The sequence below is a fragment of the Pseudomonas sp. genome (genome assembly GCF_035554175.1).
In the GTDB taxonomy this organism is placed as follows: domain Bacteria; phylum Pseudomonadota; class Gammaproteobacteria; order Pseudomonadales; family Pseudomonadaceae; genus Aquipseudomonas.
Window position 1 is genome coordinate 43,738 of the sequence record NZ_DATMIV010000006.1, and the last position, 16,192, is coordinate 59,929.

The following is a 16,192-nucleotide window of genomic DNA, read 5'->3' on the forward strand; positions in this document are numbered from 1 at the left end:
GTTAATGAACCTCGACCACGGAGCCCTGCAGTTTCTGCAAGGCATCGTTGACCGCGTCCGGCATCAGCTGGCGCAGGCAGTTGTAGTGACCGAAACGGCAGGTCCGATCAAAGCACGGGCTGCACTCGATGCCCAGGCGAACGATCTCGACCTGCTCGGCCAGTGGCGGGGTGAAGCCCGGTGAAGTCGAGCCGTACACCGCGACCAGCGGACGGTTCAACGCCGCGGCAACGTGCATCAGACCGGAATCGTTGGACACCACCGAGTCGGCGCAGGACAGCAGATCGATGGCCTCGGCCAGCGAGGTGCCGCCGCTCAGATTCACCGATTCTTCGCGCAAGCCCGGGATCAGCCGGGCGCGAATGTCTTCGCCTACCGCGTGATCGTTTTTCGAGCCGAACAACCAAACCTGCCAGCCTTCGCGAATGCGTGCTTCGGCGACCCTGGCGTAATGCTCGGACGGCCAGCGCTTGGATTCGCCGAACTCGGCGCCGGGGCACAAGGCCAGAACCGGTCGATCAAGGGTCAGACCGAACTTGGCCAGCGCGGCATCACGGCTGACCGGATCGATTTGCAGGTTCGGGCGCGGGTACGGCTTCGGCAGCTCGGCGTTCGCTTCATAGGCCAGCGCCATGAAGCGCTCGATCATCAGCGGATAGCGTTCCTTGTCGAGAGTGCGCACGTCGTTGAGCAGGCCATAACGGAACTCGCCGCGCCAGCCGGTGCGCTTCGGGACGCCGGCGAAAAACGGCACCAGTGCCGACTTCAAGGAATTGGGCAGCAGAATCGCCTGCTCGTACTGGCCGGCCAGGGATTTGCCAATGCGTCGACGCGTCGCCAACTCCAGCGCGCCGTGGCCGAGCGGGAAGCTCAAGGCCTTGCGCACTTCGGGCATGCGCTCGAGGATCGGCCGGCTCCATTCGGGCGCCAGTACGTCGATTGCGCATTGCGGGTGACGCTGCTTGAGACACTGAAACAGTGTCTGCGCCATCACCATGTCACCGACCCAACTGGGCCCAACGATCAGAATATTCATGTGGTTTCCAAAAACGAACCGGGGAGGCATTTACGCCTCCCCGCCTCGAGAATCATTGTGGAAGCGGCGCTGCTGGCGATGGGTCATTACCTTCAACATGACTGTCGACTGTCACTCCACTATCACGAGCAGGCTCGCTTCTACAGGGTTTGTTCGTCCCGCTTCAGATCTACGGACACTGTAGATCTCCTGTGGGAGCGAGCTTGCTCGCGAAGGGGCTATCACCTCCGACATCTGTGTCATCTGACACTCCGTCTTCGCGAGCAAGCTCGCTCCCACAGGGTATAGCTGCATAAACCGCTGTCAGCTTAGCCCCAACTCACGCCAAATCCGCAAAACCTGTCGCCGCTCTTCGGCAAACTGATCCCCGGCAATCACCCCGGCGTCCTTCTGCAACGCCTGCCGGTGGGCGGCGGAGCGGTAGGCTTTGTAGGCCTCGCGCAACAGGCTGGCATCCTCGGCAGGCATCAGCCCTTCGTGTTCCAGCTCTTCCAGAATGCGGATGTTATCGGTCCAGCGCAGCAGCGGCGGATGGCTCTGCGACCACGCCAGGGCCGCGTATTGCACCATAAATTCAATATCGACGATACCACCGGCGTCCTGCTTGAGGTCGAATGGCACCGTCGCCTCGAAGGCATTCGCCGCCGTCCCCGCCGCAGTGCTCCTGGTGCCGAGGTTGTCGCGCATCTTCGCGCGCATTTCGCTGACTTCCTGGCGCAATTTCGCCAGATCGCGCGCCTTGCCCAGGACCTGCGCACGGACTTTCTCGAACGCCTGACCGACATCCTGACTGCCCACCAGTACCCGCGCACGCACCAAGGCCTGATGCTCCCAGGTCCAGGCTTCATTTTCCTGATAGCGGGCAAACGCACCGAGGGAACTCACCAACAATCCGGAAGCGCCAGAGGGGCGCAGCCGCATATCCACTTCATACAGCTGGCCGGAGTTGGTCTGCGCCGTCAGCAGATGAATGATCCGCTGCCCCAGCCGCGTGAAGAACTGCGCGCCATCGATGGACTTCGGTCCGTCGGTTTCCGCCTGTGGGTCGCCGTCGTGAATGAACACCAGATCCAGATCCGAACCATGCCCCAGTTCCAGACCGCCGACCTTGCCATAACCGACAATGATGAAGCCGGGATCGCACAAGGTACCGTCGGTGCGCAGTGGCGTGCCGTACTTGGCCACGGTCTGGCGCCAGGCCAGGGCCAGCACCTGTTCGAGAATCGCCTCGGCTAGCCAGGTCAGGTAATCGCTGACCTTCATCAACGGCAGGCTGCCGGCGATTTCCGAGGCAGCCACACGCAGGCGGTGCGCCAGTTTGAAATGGCGCAGGGCTTCCATCTGTTGCTCGAGGTCATCCTCGGGAATGCGCGTCAGGCGCTCGCGCAACTCGGCCGCCAGTTCTGGCGCCAGCGGCGGTTTGAACAACCGGCCCTCGTTGAGCAATTCGTCGAGCAGCAGCGGAAAGCGAGTGATCTGCTCGGCGATCCACGGGCTCGCCGCACACAGCGTCAACAGGCGCCGCAGTGCACCGGGGTTTTCCGTGAGCAAAACCAGATAGGCCGACCGCCGCGCCACCGCTTCCACCAGCGGCAACACTCGCTCGAGCACCAAGTCAGGATTGTCATGCTCAACGGCTTGCGCGAGCAGTCGCGGAATGAAAGCATCCAGACGTTCGCGTCCCAGCCGCTGCATCGCGCGCAATTGCGCACTGCCGCGCAAACCGGCCAGCGCCTTCAGGGCCTTGCCGGCATCGGCGAAGCCGCCTTTCTGCAACTGTCGGCACGCAGCCTCTTCGTCTTGTTCTTCTTCCCACAGCGGCAGCCATTCACCGCCGACCACCACTTCGCTTTCGCTGCCCTCTTCTTCGTCGGGATCGGCGATCACCTGAGCGAAATGCCAGGCCACGCGACCGCGCCAGAACATCAGCTGTGCATGGAAGGCCTCCCAGTCCGCGAAGCCGAGCATGAAGGCAATGCGCGCCTGATCCTGCGGGTTGTCCGGCAGCATCTGGGTCTGACGGTCGGCAATCGCCTGGATGGCGTGCTCGGTGTAACGCAGAAACTCGTAACCCTCGCGCAATTCATTGACCACCACCGGCGGCAGATAGCCCTGCCCTTCCAGCGTGCTCAGCACCTTTAATAGAGGACGTTGTTGCAGGCTCAGGTCGCGGCCACCGTGAATCAATTGGAAGGCCTGAGCGATGAACTCGACTTCACGGATGCCGCCCGAGCCGAGTTTGATATTGTCGGCCATGCCCTTGCGCCGCACTTCCTGTTGGATCAACTGCTTCATGGTGCGCAGCGCTTCGATCGCCGAAAAGTCGAGATAACGCCGATAAACGAACGGGCGCAGCATGTCGAGCAACTGCGCACCGGCCACCTGATCGCCGGCCACCACTCGCGCCTTGATCATCGCGTAGCGTTCCCAGTCGCGACCCTGATCCTGGTAATACTGCTCCAGCGCATTGAAGCTCAGCACCAGCGCGCCGGAAGAACCGTACGGACGCAGACGCATGTCAACGCGAAAGACGAAGCCATCGACGGTCATCGGATCAAGTGCCTTGATCAGACGCTGGCCGAGGCGGATGAAAAATTCCTGATTATCCAGCGAACGCTTCACGCCAACGGTTTCGCCGCCCTCGGGGTACGCGAAGATCAGGTCAATGTCCGACGACAGATTCAGCTCGACCGCGCCGAGCTTGCCCATGCCAAGAATGACCATCTGCTGCGGCAAGCCGCTGCGCCGGCCGGTCGGCGTGCCGAATTGCTCGCAGTGGCGGCTGTACAGCCATTGATAAGCCTGATCAATGGTGGCATCGGCCATGTCCGAAAGGTCGCGGCAGGTCTGCACCAGATCGGCCTGGCGGGTGATATCGCGCCAGATGATCCGCACCTGTTGGCGCGAGCGCTGACGGCGCAGGGCACGGCCGAGTTCATCTTCGCTCTGCGCGGCATTCACCGCGGCGGCGATTTGCGCGCGCAGCTCACCGGGTGCAAAGGGCCGATCGAGTTCGCCGGACGCCGCCAGCGACAGCAACATCAAAGGGTCACGAACGCTCTGTTCAATGACAAACTCACTGGCGGCAGTCACGCGGGCGAATTGCGACCAGCGCTCCGGCGACCAGGTCGACAGGCCTTGGTCGTCATCAAGGGAGGCGACGGCCGTACGGAACGACTGCTCGGATCGGCTGACCAACGGCAGGAGAACGGCGGGCAGTTCGGCAAGCACGGGCAGGGTCATGGTCTATCCTTGATCGGCGTATAAAGAGCCGCTTGTAGTGAATGATGAAAACCCGCTACGTGAAGAACTGTCGAACAAAAGTTAGAAATAGCTGAAATTTCTTCTTCTTTGGCATCCAGCATCAAACTTTCACCTTATTCGGATGGAAATCGACCCGCCTTAACGATTATTCTCACAACGCAGTCGGAGGCCACAAGCCTTTCATCTGTAGTTTTACTACTCGTCTATACATTCGAAAGGCTGAAATGCCGGAAGATTTGTAGTAAAACTACACGCCGCCGGAACAACCTGTCGGCAATCCAAGAATTTTAAATCGTCTGCCCACAAGGCCAGTCGCAAACTCAGGCAACCGATTCTGGAAGCCTTTCCGCCCTGGAGCAAGCCATGCAAGACCTCGATCCCGTCGAAACCCAGGAATGGCTGGACGCCCTGGAATCGGTTCTCGACAAAGAAGGCGAAGACCGTGCTCACTATCTGATGACCCGTATGGGTGAACTGGCGACCCGCAGCGGTTCGCAGCTCCCTTACGCCATCACCACGCCTTACCGCAACACGATCCCCGTTACCCACGAAGCACGCATGCCTGGCGACCTGTTCATGGAACGCCGCATTCGCTCGCTGGTGCGCTGGAACGCGATGGCCATGGTAATGCGTACGAACCTGAGAGATTCGGACCTGGGTGGTCACATCTCCAGCTTCGCTTCCAGTGCGACCCTGTATGACATCGGCTTCAACTACTTCTTCCAGGCCCCGACCGACGAACATGGCGGCGACCTGATCTACTTCCAGGGTCACACCTCGCCAGGCGTTTACGCCCGCGCCTTCATGGAAGGCCGCATCACTGAAGACCAGATGAACAACTTCCGCCAGGAAGTCGACGGTCAGGGCCTGTCGTCCTACCCGCACCCGTGGCTGATGCCTGACTTCTGGCAGTTCCCGACCGTATCGATGGGTCTGGGCCCGATCCAGGCGATCTACCAGGCGCGCTTCATGAAATACCTGGAGCACCGCGGTTTCATCCAGCCGGGCAAACAGAAAGTCTGGTGCTTCCTGGGCGACGGCGAGTGCGACGAGCCGGAATCCCTGGGCGCGATCTCCCTGGCCGGCCGCGAGAAGCTGGACAACCTGATCTTCGTCATCAACTGCAACCTGCAGCGCCTCGACGGCCCGGTTCGCGGCAACGGCAAGATCATCCAGGAACTCGAAGGTGTGTTCCGTGGTGCCCAGTGGAACGTGACCAAAGTCATCTGGGGCCGTTTCTGGGACCCACTGCTGGCCAAGGACGTCGACGGCATCCTGCAGCGTCGCATGGACGAAGTCATCGACGGCGAGTACCAGAACTACAAAGCCAAAGACGGCGCGTTCGTACGCGAGCATTTCTTCAACACGCCTGAACTCAAGGCAATGGTTGCCGATCTGTCCGACGACGAGATCTGGAAACTCAACCGTGGCGGCCACGACCCGTACAAGGTCTACGCGGCGTACCACGAAGCGGTCAACCACAAAGACCAACCGACCGTCATCCTCGCCAAGACCATCAAGGGTTATGGCACCGGTGCCGGCGAAGCGAAGAACACTGCGCACAACACCAAGAAGGTCGATGTCGAGAGCCTGAAGCTGTTCCGCGACCGCTTCGACATCCCGGTCAAGGACGAAGAGCTGGAACACCTGCCGTTCTTCAAGCCGGAGCCGAACAGCGCCGAAGGCCGCTACTTGGCCGAGCGTCGTGCCGCACTGGGCGGTTTCGTGCCACAGCGCCGCGCGCAGAGTTTCAGCGTACCTACTCCGGATCTGGACACCCTCAAGGCCATCCTCGATGGCTCGGGCGACCGTGAAATTTCCACCACCATGGCTTTCGTGCGGATCCTCGCGCAACTGGTCAAGGACAAGGAAATCGGTCCACGCATCGTTCCGATCATCCCGGACGAAGCCCGTACCTTCGGTATGGAAGGCATGTTCCGTCAGTTGGGCATCTACTCCTCCGTCGGCCAGCTCTACGAGCCAGTCGATAAAGACCAGGTGATGTTCTACAAGGAAGACCAGAAAGGTCAGATCCTTGAAGAAGGCATCAACGAAGCCGGCGCCATGAGCTCGTTCATCGCTGCCGGTACTTCGTACTCCAGCCACAACCAGCCGATGCTGCCGTTCTACATCTTCTACTCGATGTTCGGCTTCCAGCGTATCGGCGACCTGGCCTGGGCTGCCGGCGACAGCCGTACCCGTGGCTTCCTGATCGGCGGCACCGCCGGCCGCACCACCCTGAATGGTGAAGGCCTGCAGCACGAAGACGGTCACAGCCACCTGCTGGCCGCGACCATCCCGAACTGCCGCACCTACGATCCGACCTACGGCTACGAGCTGGCGGTGATCATTCAGGACGGCATGAAGAAGATGACCGAAGAGCAACAGGACATCTTCTACTACATCACCGTGATGAACGAGTCGTACCAGCAACCAGCCATGCCGGCCGGTGCCGAAGAAGGCATCAAGAAAGGCATGTACCTGCTCGAAGAAGACACTCGCGAGGCGGCGCACCACGTGCAGCTGCTGGGCTCGGGCACCATCCTGCGCGAAGTGCGGGAAGCGGCGAAGATCCTGCGCGAAGAATTCAACATCGGCGCCGATGTGTGGAGCGTCACCAGCTTCAACGAACTGCGTCGCGACGGCCTGGCCGTGGAGCGCAGCAACCGCCTCAAGCCTGGCCAGAAGCCGAAGCTGAGCTACGTCGAAGAGTGCCTGAACGGTCGCAAGGGTCCGGTCATCGCCTCTACCGACTACATGAAGCTGTTCGCCGAGCAGATCCGCCAGTGGGTACCGTCCAAGGAATTCAAAGTCCTGGGCACCGACGGTTTCGGCCGCAGCGACAGCCGCAAGAAACTGCGTCATTTCTTCGAAGTCGACCGTCATTTCGTGGTGTTGGCAGCCCTGGAAGCACTGGCTGACCGTGGCGATATCGAACCTAAAGTCGTGGCCGAGGCCATCGTCAAGTTCGGCATCGACCCGGAAAAACGCAACCCACTGGACTGCTGAGGAGACATTTTGTGAGCGAACTCATTCGCGTACCTGACATCGGCAGCGGTGAAGGTGAAGTAATTGAACTGTTTGTGAAGGTCGGCGACCGCATCGAAGCCGACCAGAGCATCCTGACCCTGGAATCGGACAAGGCCAGCATGGAAGTGCCGGCCCCGAAAGCCGGCGTCATCAAGAGCCTGAAAGTGAAGCTGGGCGACCGCCTGAAAGAAGGCGACGAACTGCTGGAGCTGGAAGTCGAAGGCGCCGCTGAAGCGGCACCTGCGCCTGCCGCCGCACCTGCTGCCAAGCCTGAAGAGAAACCGGCTGCCGCGCCTGCTGCTGCCGCGCCCGCCGCTGCTCCTGCTGCCGCTTCGGTGCAGCAAGTGCACGTGCCGGACATCGGTTCGTCGGGCAAGGCACAGATCATCGAGATCCAGGTCAAGGTCGGCGACACCGTCGAGGCTGATCAATCGCTGATCACTCTGGAATCCGACAAGGCCAGCATGGAAATCCCGTCGCCTGCCGCTGGCGTGGTCAAGGCCATCAGCGTCAAGCTCAACGACGAAGTCGGCACCGGCGATCTGATTCTGGATCTGGAAGTGGCGGGTGCTGCGGCCCCTGCTGCTGCCGCCCCGGCTCAGGCTGCTGCGCCTGCTGCTGCCGCTGCGCCAGCCCCGGCTGCTGCTCCGGCTGCACCGGCCGCTGACAGCGTTCAGGACATTCATGTCCCGGACATCGGCTCGGCCGGCAAAGCCAAGATCATCGAAGTGCTGGTCAAGGCCGGCGATACCGTCGAAGCTGACCAGTCGCTGATCACCCTGGAATCCGACAAGGCGAGCATGGAAATTCCATCGCCTGCCGCTGGCGTGGTTGAAAGCGTTTCGATCAAGCTGGATGACGAAGTTGGCACCGGCGACCTGATCCTCAAGCTCAAAGTCAAAGGCGCGGCACCTGCTGCTGCCCCGGCTCCAGCTGCTGCACCAAGCGCTCCGGCACCTGCCGCTGCTGCTCCGGCTGCCGCAGCACCTGCTGCTGCCGCTCCAGCCGCCGCACCGGCCAAGCCAGGCGCGAAAGTCCATGCCGGCCCAGCCGTGCGTCAACTGGCCCGAGAGTTCGGCGTCGAGCTGAGCGCCGTCGGCGCCAGCGGCCCGCACGGTCGCATCCTCAAGGAAGACGTGCAGGTTTACGTCAAGGCGATGATGCAGAAGGCCAAGGAAGCACCGGCCGCTGCTGGCGGCGCCACCGGTGGCGCGAGCATCCCGCCGATTCCGGTGGTCGATTTCAGCCGTTTCGGCGAAATCGAAGAAGTGCCGATGACGCGTCTGATGCAAGTCGGCGCTGCCAACCTGCACCGCAGCTGGCTGAACGTTCCGCATGTGACGCAATTCGACTCGGCAGACATCACCGAGCTGGAGGCCTTCCGTGTTGCGCAGAAAGCCGTGGCCGAAAAGGCCGGCGTCAAGCTGACCATCCTGCCACTGCTGCTCAAGACCTGCGCCCACCTGCTCAAGGAACTGCCGGACTTCAACAGTTCGCTGGCACCAAGCGGCAAGGCGATCATCCGCAAGAAATACGTGAACATCGGCTTCGCGGTCGACACCCCGGATGGCCTGCTGGTACCGGTCATCAAGAACGTCGATCAGAAGAGCCTGCTGCAACTGGCGGCCGAAGCGGCGTCGCTGGCTGAGAAAGCCCGCACCAAGAAGCTGTCCTCGGACGAAATGCAAGGCGCCTGCTTCACCATTTCCAGCCTCGGCCACATTGGCGGCACCGGCTTCACGCCGATCGTCAACGCGCCGGAAGTGGCGATCCTCGGTGTTTCCAAGGCAACCATCCAGCCAGTCTGGGACGGCAAAGCGTTCCAGCCGAAGCTGATGCTGCCACTGTCGCTGTCCTACGATCACCGCGTGATCAATGGCGCTGCAGCTGCACGCTTCACCCAGCGTCTGGGCAGCCTGCTGGGCGACATCCGCACGATCCTGCTGTAATACAAACGGCCTTCCGGCAACGGAGGGCCGTTTGCTGCACCCTTTCGAGCGCCACACGCTCGTACCTCAACCCCGTCAGTCTGGCGGGGCTTTTTTTTGCCTGAAATAAACCCTACTGCACCTTTTTCCCACAACCTGCGCTGATATCGGCCACAGATCGGGTCCACTTTACGCCAATATTTTCCGCCGCTAGCCAACTAACCTCTGCGCAGGAAAGTTGAACCAACGCATCTCGCTTATTTATTTCTTACTATTCAAACTTTCGAAGGGAATCGATTATGTTCAAACCTGTTATCGGCCCGATCGTGGGCCACACCACAACTAACGAAGTACGCATTTTTATTCGCGGCGAGCAACAGGACAGCAAACGCGTATTTGCCGGAGTTCGCGCACGTAGAGTCGGAGCCGAGAAATGGTCCAATAGCGTATTCGCACTTTTGAATCCGACCAATGACATGTCAGGCGTGCTGGTACTGCAGGATCTGAACGCCGATTGTGAATACGAATACCAGGCCGGCTGGTTAAGCCCGATGAATCCGGTGCATACCATCGACACGGTGGTGGAGTTTCCGCTGCAGTGGCCGCGTCAGCTCTACCGCTTTCGCACCCGCACTACCGAGCCCAGTCAACCCCGGGGCTTTATCGTCGGCTCGTGCCGTTATCTGCGGATAACCGCTGGTATCGCCTCGTTACCGCAATTGGGCGACCGCATCTTTGGCTCGATCAACCAACTGATCGAAAATACTCAGTCTCCCGTCAGCGCGGTGATCATGACAGGCGATCAAGTTTATGTTGATGACCTTAATTTCATCGCACCGGATCGCGAAGCCAAAGACATCCTGAAGAAATATCGAACGGCGTTTTCGCAGCCGAATATTCAACGACTGATGTCCAATACATCGACTTATATGATGCTCGATGATCATGAAATCGAAGATAACTGGCCTGCCAATGCCAAAGAAGCGGACAAGGATTTATATCGTAATGCCATGGCTGCTTATGAACTTTATCAAGCCAGCCACAGCCCGGTTTATGCACGTGACAGCGATGGCCAGATCGACCGCAATACCTTACGGCATTACTGGTACCAGTTCGGCGACAGCGATATCGCCTGGTTCGTGACCGACAGTCGTACCCAACGCAACCTGGCGAAAGAAGACCGGCGCATTCTCGACGTCGAACAGGAACAGGCGCTGCTCCGATGGCTGATCCACAGCCCGGCACGGGTGAAGTTCGTGGTGACCAGCGTGATGTTTTATCCCGATCGCAAGTTCAACGGTGACGATGCCTGGAAAGCATTTCCCGAGCAGCGCCTGCGCCTGCTGGAAACCATCCGCACCCATCGAATCAACAACGTGGTGTTCGTCTCCGGCGACGTCCATGGCTCACTGACCAGTCGCCTGACTCACAGCGAGGACGTCGATTTTGAAGTGCACACCATCGTGTCCTCGCCGCTGCACAACAGCAAATTGCTGCCGTACGCCAAGGCTTCGACCTTTATCCTCGATCAACCGCTGGCTCGCACGGCAGCCGGCGACTACCGGCACGAGCTGACCAGTGCCGTGGTGAGCCAGGACAACTTTGCCCATGTGGTCGTCGAGGCTGAGCAGATTCTGGTCAACTATCACGATCGTGACGGCAAGCTGCTGCAATCGATCAGTATTAAATTGCGTTGAACCCGCGAAAGAACGCAGCCTTCGCCAGCTCCTGCATGGATATGCGCTCCCTGTCAGGCTGCGATCTTTTACTCATTTCAGTGCCGCACTGGAGAAATGCTCACTGCAGCCGACATATTCTTATAGCACTTGGCCTTCATCTCTCTTGTCAGTCGGTGCCGCAATGATGCAACCTTGCCGCAGCCAACAGTTAAGAGGGCGAGAGCCCGGCGCATTCAGCATATTTCCAAGTGAGTTCCCTTCATGAAGAGCCAACCCGATGCCGCCAGCCGTATGGCGGCCGAGGTAGTGACGCAGTTGCCTGTGCCCTCGCGGCTCGGCATGCTGCGTTTCGAGCGCTTGAATGAAGCCAGTTGGGCGATGCTCTTTCTCGATCCCAACTGCGAACGCCAGTTCGGCCAGCCGGCCGTCGAACTGTGCGCCCTGGTCGGATCGCCCTACGCCAGCCTGATGGAACCGCAAGCGCGCTATCAACTGCACGACGCGATCCAGCAGCAACTGAGCAGAGGCGCGCATTACGTGGTGCGCTACACCCTGCACACGGCGGCCGGCGCGTTGAATATCCTTGAGTTGGGCGAAGCCTATAAACAGCACAACCGGCACTTGCTGCGCGGCTATCTGTTGGCGGTCGACAATATGCTCGATGAATCCCAGGCGCTGCCTTCGGTCGATCTGGAAACCCAGAATTCGCGCCTGCAAATAGCCCTTGAGCTGAACCAGCGCGCCCAGCAGGAACAACTGCTGCATCTGGAACGCGTACGCGCGCAGCAGGATTTGATTCTGCTGCTCGCCCGCCAGCGCTACAGCACGCACAACTCGTTGCAGGAAGCCGCCGAACTGATCACCCGCTGCGCCTGCGACATCTATGAAATCGACTGCGCCAGCCTGTGGAACCTTGAAGGGCAACGGTTGCTGCCGATCTCCGCCTACCATCGCGCGACCCAGGAATACATCCTGCCGGAGCCGATCGATATCAGCGGTTTTCCAGATTACATGGAAGCCTTGCACAGCAGCCGCGCTATCGACGCGCACAATGCGATGCATGACCCGCGCACCCGTGAGATGGCCGAGGCGATGCGTGCGCGTGACGTCAACGCCATGCTCGACGCCAGCATTCGCGTCGACGGCCAGGTGGTGGGCGTGTTGTGTCTGGAGCAGACCGGCGCCACCCGCGCCTGGCAGTCCGACGAAATCGCCTTTGCCGGTGAACTGGCCGACCAGTTCGCGCAAGTGATCAACAACCACAACCGTCGCACCGCCACCAGTGCCCTGCACCTGTTTCAGCGTGCGGTCGAGCAAAGTGCCAACGCCTTTTTGCTGGTCAACTGCGACGGCGTGGTCGAGTACGTCAACCCGAGCTTCACCGCGATCACCCAGTACACCACCGAAGAAGTCCACGGCCAGCGCCTGTCGGAATTGCCGGCGCTGGAAAATCTCAGCGAGCTGCTGTTCGACGCGCCCTCGGCGCTGGCCCAGAGCAACAGCTGGCAGGGTGAATTCAAAAGCCGGCGCAAGAACCTCGAACCGTACTGGGGGCAGCTGTCGATCTCCAAGGTCTATGGCGACAACCGTGAGCTGACGCATTACATCGGCATCTACGAAGACATCACCCAGACCAAACTGGCGCAGCAACGCATCGAGCGCCTGGCCTATACCGACAACCTGACCAACCTTGGCAACCGCCCGGCATTCATCCGCAATCTCGATGAGCGTTTTGCCCGCGACAGCGACTCGCCGATCAGCCTGTTGCTGGTGGACATCGACAACTTCAAACGGATCAACGACAGCCTCGGTCACCAGACCGGCGACAAACTGTTGATCAGTCTCGCCCGGCGCCTGCGCAACAGTCTGAGCCCGAGCGGCAGCCTGGCGCGATTCGCCAGTAACGAGTTTGCCGTGCTGCTGGACGACACCGACCTTGAGGCCGGTCAGCAGATCGCCAACCAGTTGCTGATGACCCTCGACAAACCGATGTTCGTCGACAACCAGTTGATCAGCGTCACCGGCTCCGTCGGCCTGGCCTGCGCGCCGTTGCACGGACGCGACCCGCAAACGCTGATGCGCAACGCCGGTCTGGCGCTGCACAAGGCCAAGGCCAATGGCAAACATCAGGTGCAGGTGTTTACCGAAGCGTTGAACGCCGAAGCCAGTTACAAACTCTTCGTCGAGAACAACCTGCGCCGCGCCCTGACGCAAAACGAGCTCGACGTTTTCTACCAGCCGAAACTGTGCCTGCGCAGCGGGCGCCTGCTGGGCATGGAAGCGTTGCTGCGGTGGAACCACCCGGAGCGCGGCATGATCCGCCCGGACCAGTTCATCAGCGTCGCCGAAGAGACCGGCCTGATCATTCCGATCGGCAAGTGGATCGCCCGTCAGGCTTGCCGCATGAGCAAATCCCTGACTGCCGCCGGCCTGGGTAATCTGCAAGTGGCGATCAATCTGTCGCCGAAACAGTTTTCCGATCCGGATCTGGTTGCCTCCATCGCCAACATTCTCAAGGAAGAAGCACTACCGGCCAGTCTGCTCGAACTGGAGCTGACCGAAGGCCTGTTGCTGGAAGCCACTGAAGACACGCATTTGCAGCTCGATCAGCTCAAGCGTCTGGGTCTGACTCTGGCCATGGATGATTTCGGTACCGGTTATTCGTCGCTCAGCTATCTGAAGAAATTCCCGATCGACATCATCAAGATCGATCGCAGCTTTATCCATGAAATCCCGGACAACCAGGACGACATGGAAATCACCTCCGCCGTGATCGCAATGGCTCACAACCTGAAACTCAAGGTGGTCGCTGAAGGCATCGAAACTGCCGAGCAACTGGCGTTTCTGCGCCGGCATCGTTGCGACGTCGGCCAGGGCTATCTGTTCGACCGGCCGATTCCCGGTGACGAGCTGATCAAAGCCCTCAAGCGCTACCCGCGCGGGCCGCTTTGTCTCTGAAACACCTAGATCCCTGTAGGAGCTGCCGAAGGCTGCGATCTTTTGATTTTTGCTTTTAAAAACAAGATCAAAAAGATCGCAGCCTTCGGCAGCTCCTACATTGAATAGTGCGAAATCGGGCATCATTCGGCACACTGGCGGTCTGACTTTTTACCTCCAACCTGACTGAGAGGAACGCTCATGGTTCTGCGCTCGGAAATTCTGGTGAACAAAAACGTGCTTCCAACCAAAGAACAAGCCCTGCCCGGCCGCGAAACCCCGATGACCCTGCCGGAAAAACATTTCTTCTTCGAAGACACTCCACTGCTCGGTCCATTCTTTCAGGACGTCGACTTTGCGATTTTCGGTCTGGGCTGCTTCTGGGGCGCGGAACGACGCTTCTGGCAGCGCGAAGGTGTGGTCAGCACCGTGGTCGGTTACGCCGGCGGCTTCACGCCGAACCCGACGTACGAAGAAGTCTGCTCGGGCCTGACCGGCCACGCAGAAGTGGTCTTGGTGGTGTATGACAAGGCCCGAGTCAGTTACGAAGAACTGCTGGCGATGTTCTGGGAACTGCATAACCCGACTCAAGGCATGCGTCAGGGCAACGACATCGGCACGCAGTACCGCTCGGTGATCTATGCGACCACCCCGGAGCAACTGGATGCGGCACTGAAAAGCAAAGACGTGTATCAGGCGGAACTGGCCAAGGCCGGCCTGGGTGAAATCAGCACCGAGATTGAACAGGCGCCGACCGTGTACTTTGCCGAGGCATACCACCAGCAATATCTGGCGAAGAATCCGGAAGGCTATTGCGGCATTGGCGGCACGGGTGTGTGCATGCCTGCGAGCCTGGCAGATAATTAAACCCTGAAAGCAAAAGATCGCAGCCTTCGGCAGCTCCTACAGGGAAACGCATTCCTGTGTAGGAGCTGCCGAAGGCTGCGATCTTTTGATCTTGCTGTTGATCAGCTCTCGGCAATCAACCAGTCCATCTGCCAGCCACCCTGAGTCTGTCCCAGTTTCTTCGACAGCCACGGCAACAACTCACGCAGCTCTTCCTCCAGCCCCCACGGCGGATTGGCGATCGCCAGCCCGGAACCGTTCAGGCTGTTCGGCGTGTCCAGCGGATGCACGAGCAACTCCACACGCAACAACTTCGGCGCACCGGTCCCGGCCAGATCCTGATAGAAACGCCGCAGTGCACGCTGATCCTTCACCGGATACCAGATCGCCGCGACGGTCTGGCGCATGCGGCCGATAGCCTCTTTCATCGACGCCGCACAACGCTGCATTTCATCGATTTGTTCGAACGGCGGATCGATCAGCATCACTGCACGCTTCTCCTGTACCGGCAGCATCGCCCGAGCAACATGCCAGCCCTCACCCAGATGCACTTTCACCCGGCGATCACCGGCCATGTTGTCCTTGAGCAACACACCGTCTTCAGGGTGTTTCTCGTTGAGCATCACCCGATCCTGCGGCCGGGTCAGACGCCGCGCCAGCTCCGGCGAACCGGGGTAGTAACGCAACTGGCCATCCGGGTTCATCTCATGCAGTACCTTCATGTAGTCAGCCGTCACTGCCGGTAGATCCGCCTGATCCCACAACCGCGCGATGCCTTCCAGATACTCGCCGGTACGATTGGCCTGATCGCCCTGCAAGTCATACAGACCGATGCCGGCGTGCGTGTCGAGATAGGCAAACGGCTGCTCCTTGCGCGACATCAAAGCGATGAGGCGGGTCAAGGTCAGGTGTTTGAACACATCGGCGTGATTGCCGGCATGGAAGGCGTGACGATAATTCATGGCTGCTCCTGCGAGGGCCGCAAAGTTTACCTTTTACCGGGCGGCAAGTCAGGGGTTGGCGGCCGAGCGGACAAAAGCCTGCCCTCACCCTAGCCCTCTCCCGGAGGGAGAGGGGACTGACGGTGGTGATCTTGCGAGTTACATCGACTTGAATGATCGACGTGATCTCAGGCTTGGCCAAACGAAGGTCACCGCTGAAGTCGCAGGTCGGCGTACAACACCCAGACACCTCGGTCAGTCCCCAGAAAGAACACCACTATCCGCCGATGCCTACTCATTCATGGGCAACGGCCTGCATTCCATCCTGCAAAATGAAGACACGCTGCAAGTGCTGCACGATCCCTATAAAGAAACACTGAGCTACGTGTTGGCGGCTTACGAGCAGACACCCTCACGCAGCAAACACTCAAATGAGAAAGTAGTGTTCCTTGCGTGCCTGAAAATCTACAACTCCGAAGCGTTCAACCGCTTTATCCAAACTCAAGATGCCTACATCTCTGACTGACTCCC

General features: G+C 59.8%; 10 protein-coding genes. 6 read left to right on the forward strand and 4 right to left on the reverse strand.

Annotation, left to right across the window (positions count from 1 at the left end; all coding sequences use genetic code 11):
• Position 1 precedes the first annotated feature (1 nt).
• From waaF to VNV36_RS02290, 3 genes are all read right to left on the reverse strand, one after another.
• Positions 2–1,036, reverse strand: coding sequence for a lipopolysaccharide heptosyltransferase II (gene waaF, locus VNV36_RS02280; protein ID WP_325715841.1), 1,035 nt, complete (start codon positions 1,034–1,036; stop codon positions 2–4).
• A 303-nt stretch (positions 1,037–1,339) separates the two neighbouring features.
• The gene (gene glnE, locus VNV36_RS02285; RefSeq protein WP_325715843.1) at positions 1,340–4,279 is read right to left on the reverse strand and encodes a bifunctional [glutamate--ammonia ligase]-adenylyl-L-tyrosine phosphorylase/[glutamate--ammonia-ligase] adenylyltransferase; all 2,940 of its coding nucleotides are present in this window, start codon (positions 4,277–4,279) and stop codon (positions 1,340–1,342) included.
• On the reverse strand, positions 4,276–4,401 hold the full coding sequence (locus VNV36_RS02290) for a hypothetical protein (RefSeq protein WP_301291621.1): 126 nt from the start codon (positions 4,399–4,401) through the stop codon (positions 4,276–4,278). The genes glnE and VNV36_RS02290 overlap by 4 nt, the downstream gene beginning before the upstream one ends.
• Before the next feature lie 262 nt (positions 4,402–4,663).
• Between VNV36_RS02290 and aceE the strand changes: the two genes are divergently transcribed.
• From aceE to msrA, 5 genes are all read left to right on the forward strand, one after another.
• Positions 4,664–7,309, forward strand: coding sequence for a pyruvate dehydrogenase (acetyl-transferring), homodimeric type (gene aceE, locus VNV36_RS02295; RefSeq protein ID WP_325715848.1), 2,646 nt, complete (start codon positions 4,664–4,666; stop codon positions 7,307–7,309).
• An 11-nt stretch (positions 7,310–7,320) separates the two neighbouring features.
• The gene (gene aceF, locus VNV36_RS02300; RefSeq protein ID WP_325715850.1) at positions 7,321–9,279 is read left to right on the forward strand and encodes a dihydrolipoyllysine-residue acetyltransferase; all 1,959 of its coding nucleotides are present in this window, start codon (positions 7,321–7,323) and stop codon (positions 9,277–9,279) included.
• Positions 9,280–9,557: 278 nt separating this feature from the next.
• Positions 9,558–10,955, forward strand: a complete 1,398-nt coding sequence (locus VNV36_RS02305) for an alkaline phosphatase D family protein (protein WP_325715852.1) — start codon at positions 9,558–9,560, stop codon at positions 10,953–10,955.
• Positions 10,956–11,198: 243 nt separating this feature from the next.
• Positions 11,199–13,895, forward strand: a complete 2,697-nt coding sequence (locus tag VNV36_RS02310) for a putative bifunctional diguanylate cyclase/phosphodiesterase (protein WP_325715854.1) — start codon at positions 11,199–11,201, stop codon at positions 13,893–13,895.
• 180 nt (positions 13,896–14,075) lie between these two features.
• Positions 14,076–14,741, forward strand: a complete 666-nt coding sequence (msrA, locus tag VNV36_RS02315; protein WP_325715856.1) for a peptide-methionine (S)-S-oxide reductase MsrA — start codon at positions 14,076–14,078, stop codon at positions 14,739–14,741.
• Between the two features lie 101 nt (positions 14,742–14,842).
• Here msrA and VNV36_RS02320 read toward each other — a convergent pair whose 3' ends face one another.
• A complete protein-coding gene (locus tag VNV36_RS02320; RefSeq protein WP_325715858.1) occupies positions 14,843–15,682 on the reverse strand; it encodes a 23S rRNA (adenine(2030)-N(6))-methyltransferase RlmJ in 840 nt (279 codons plus the stop codon).
• On the opposite strand from VNV36_RS02320, the gene VNV36_RS02325 reads away from it, so the two are divergent.
• Positions 15,681–16,187 carry a hypothetical protein gene (locus tag VNV36_RS02325; RefSeq protein ID WP_325715860.1) on the forward strand — a complete coding sequence of 169 codons (507 nt, stop codon included), beginning with the start codon at positions 15,681–15,683 and terminating at the stop codon, positions 16,185–16,187. The two genes, VNV36_RS02320 and VNV36_RS02325, sit on opposite strands and share 2 nt — an antisense overlap.
• Positions 16,188–16,192 lie beyond the last annotated feature (5 nt).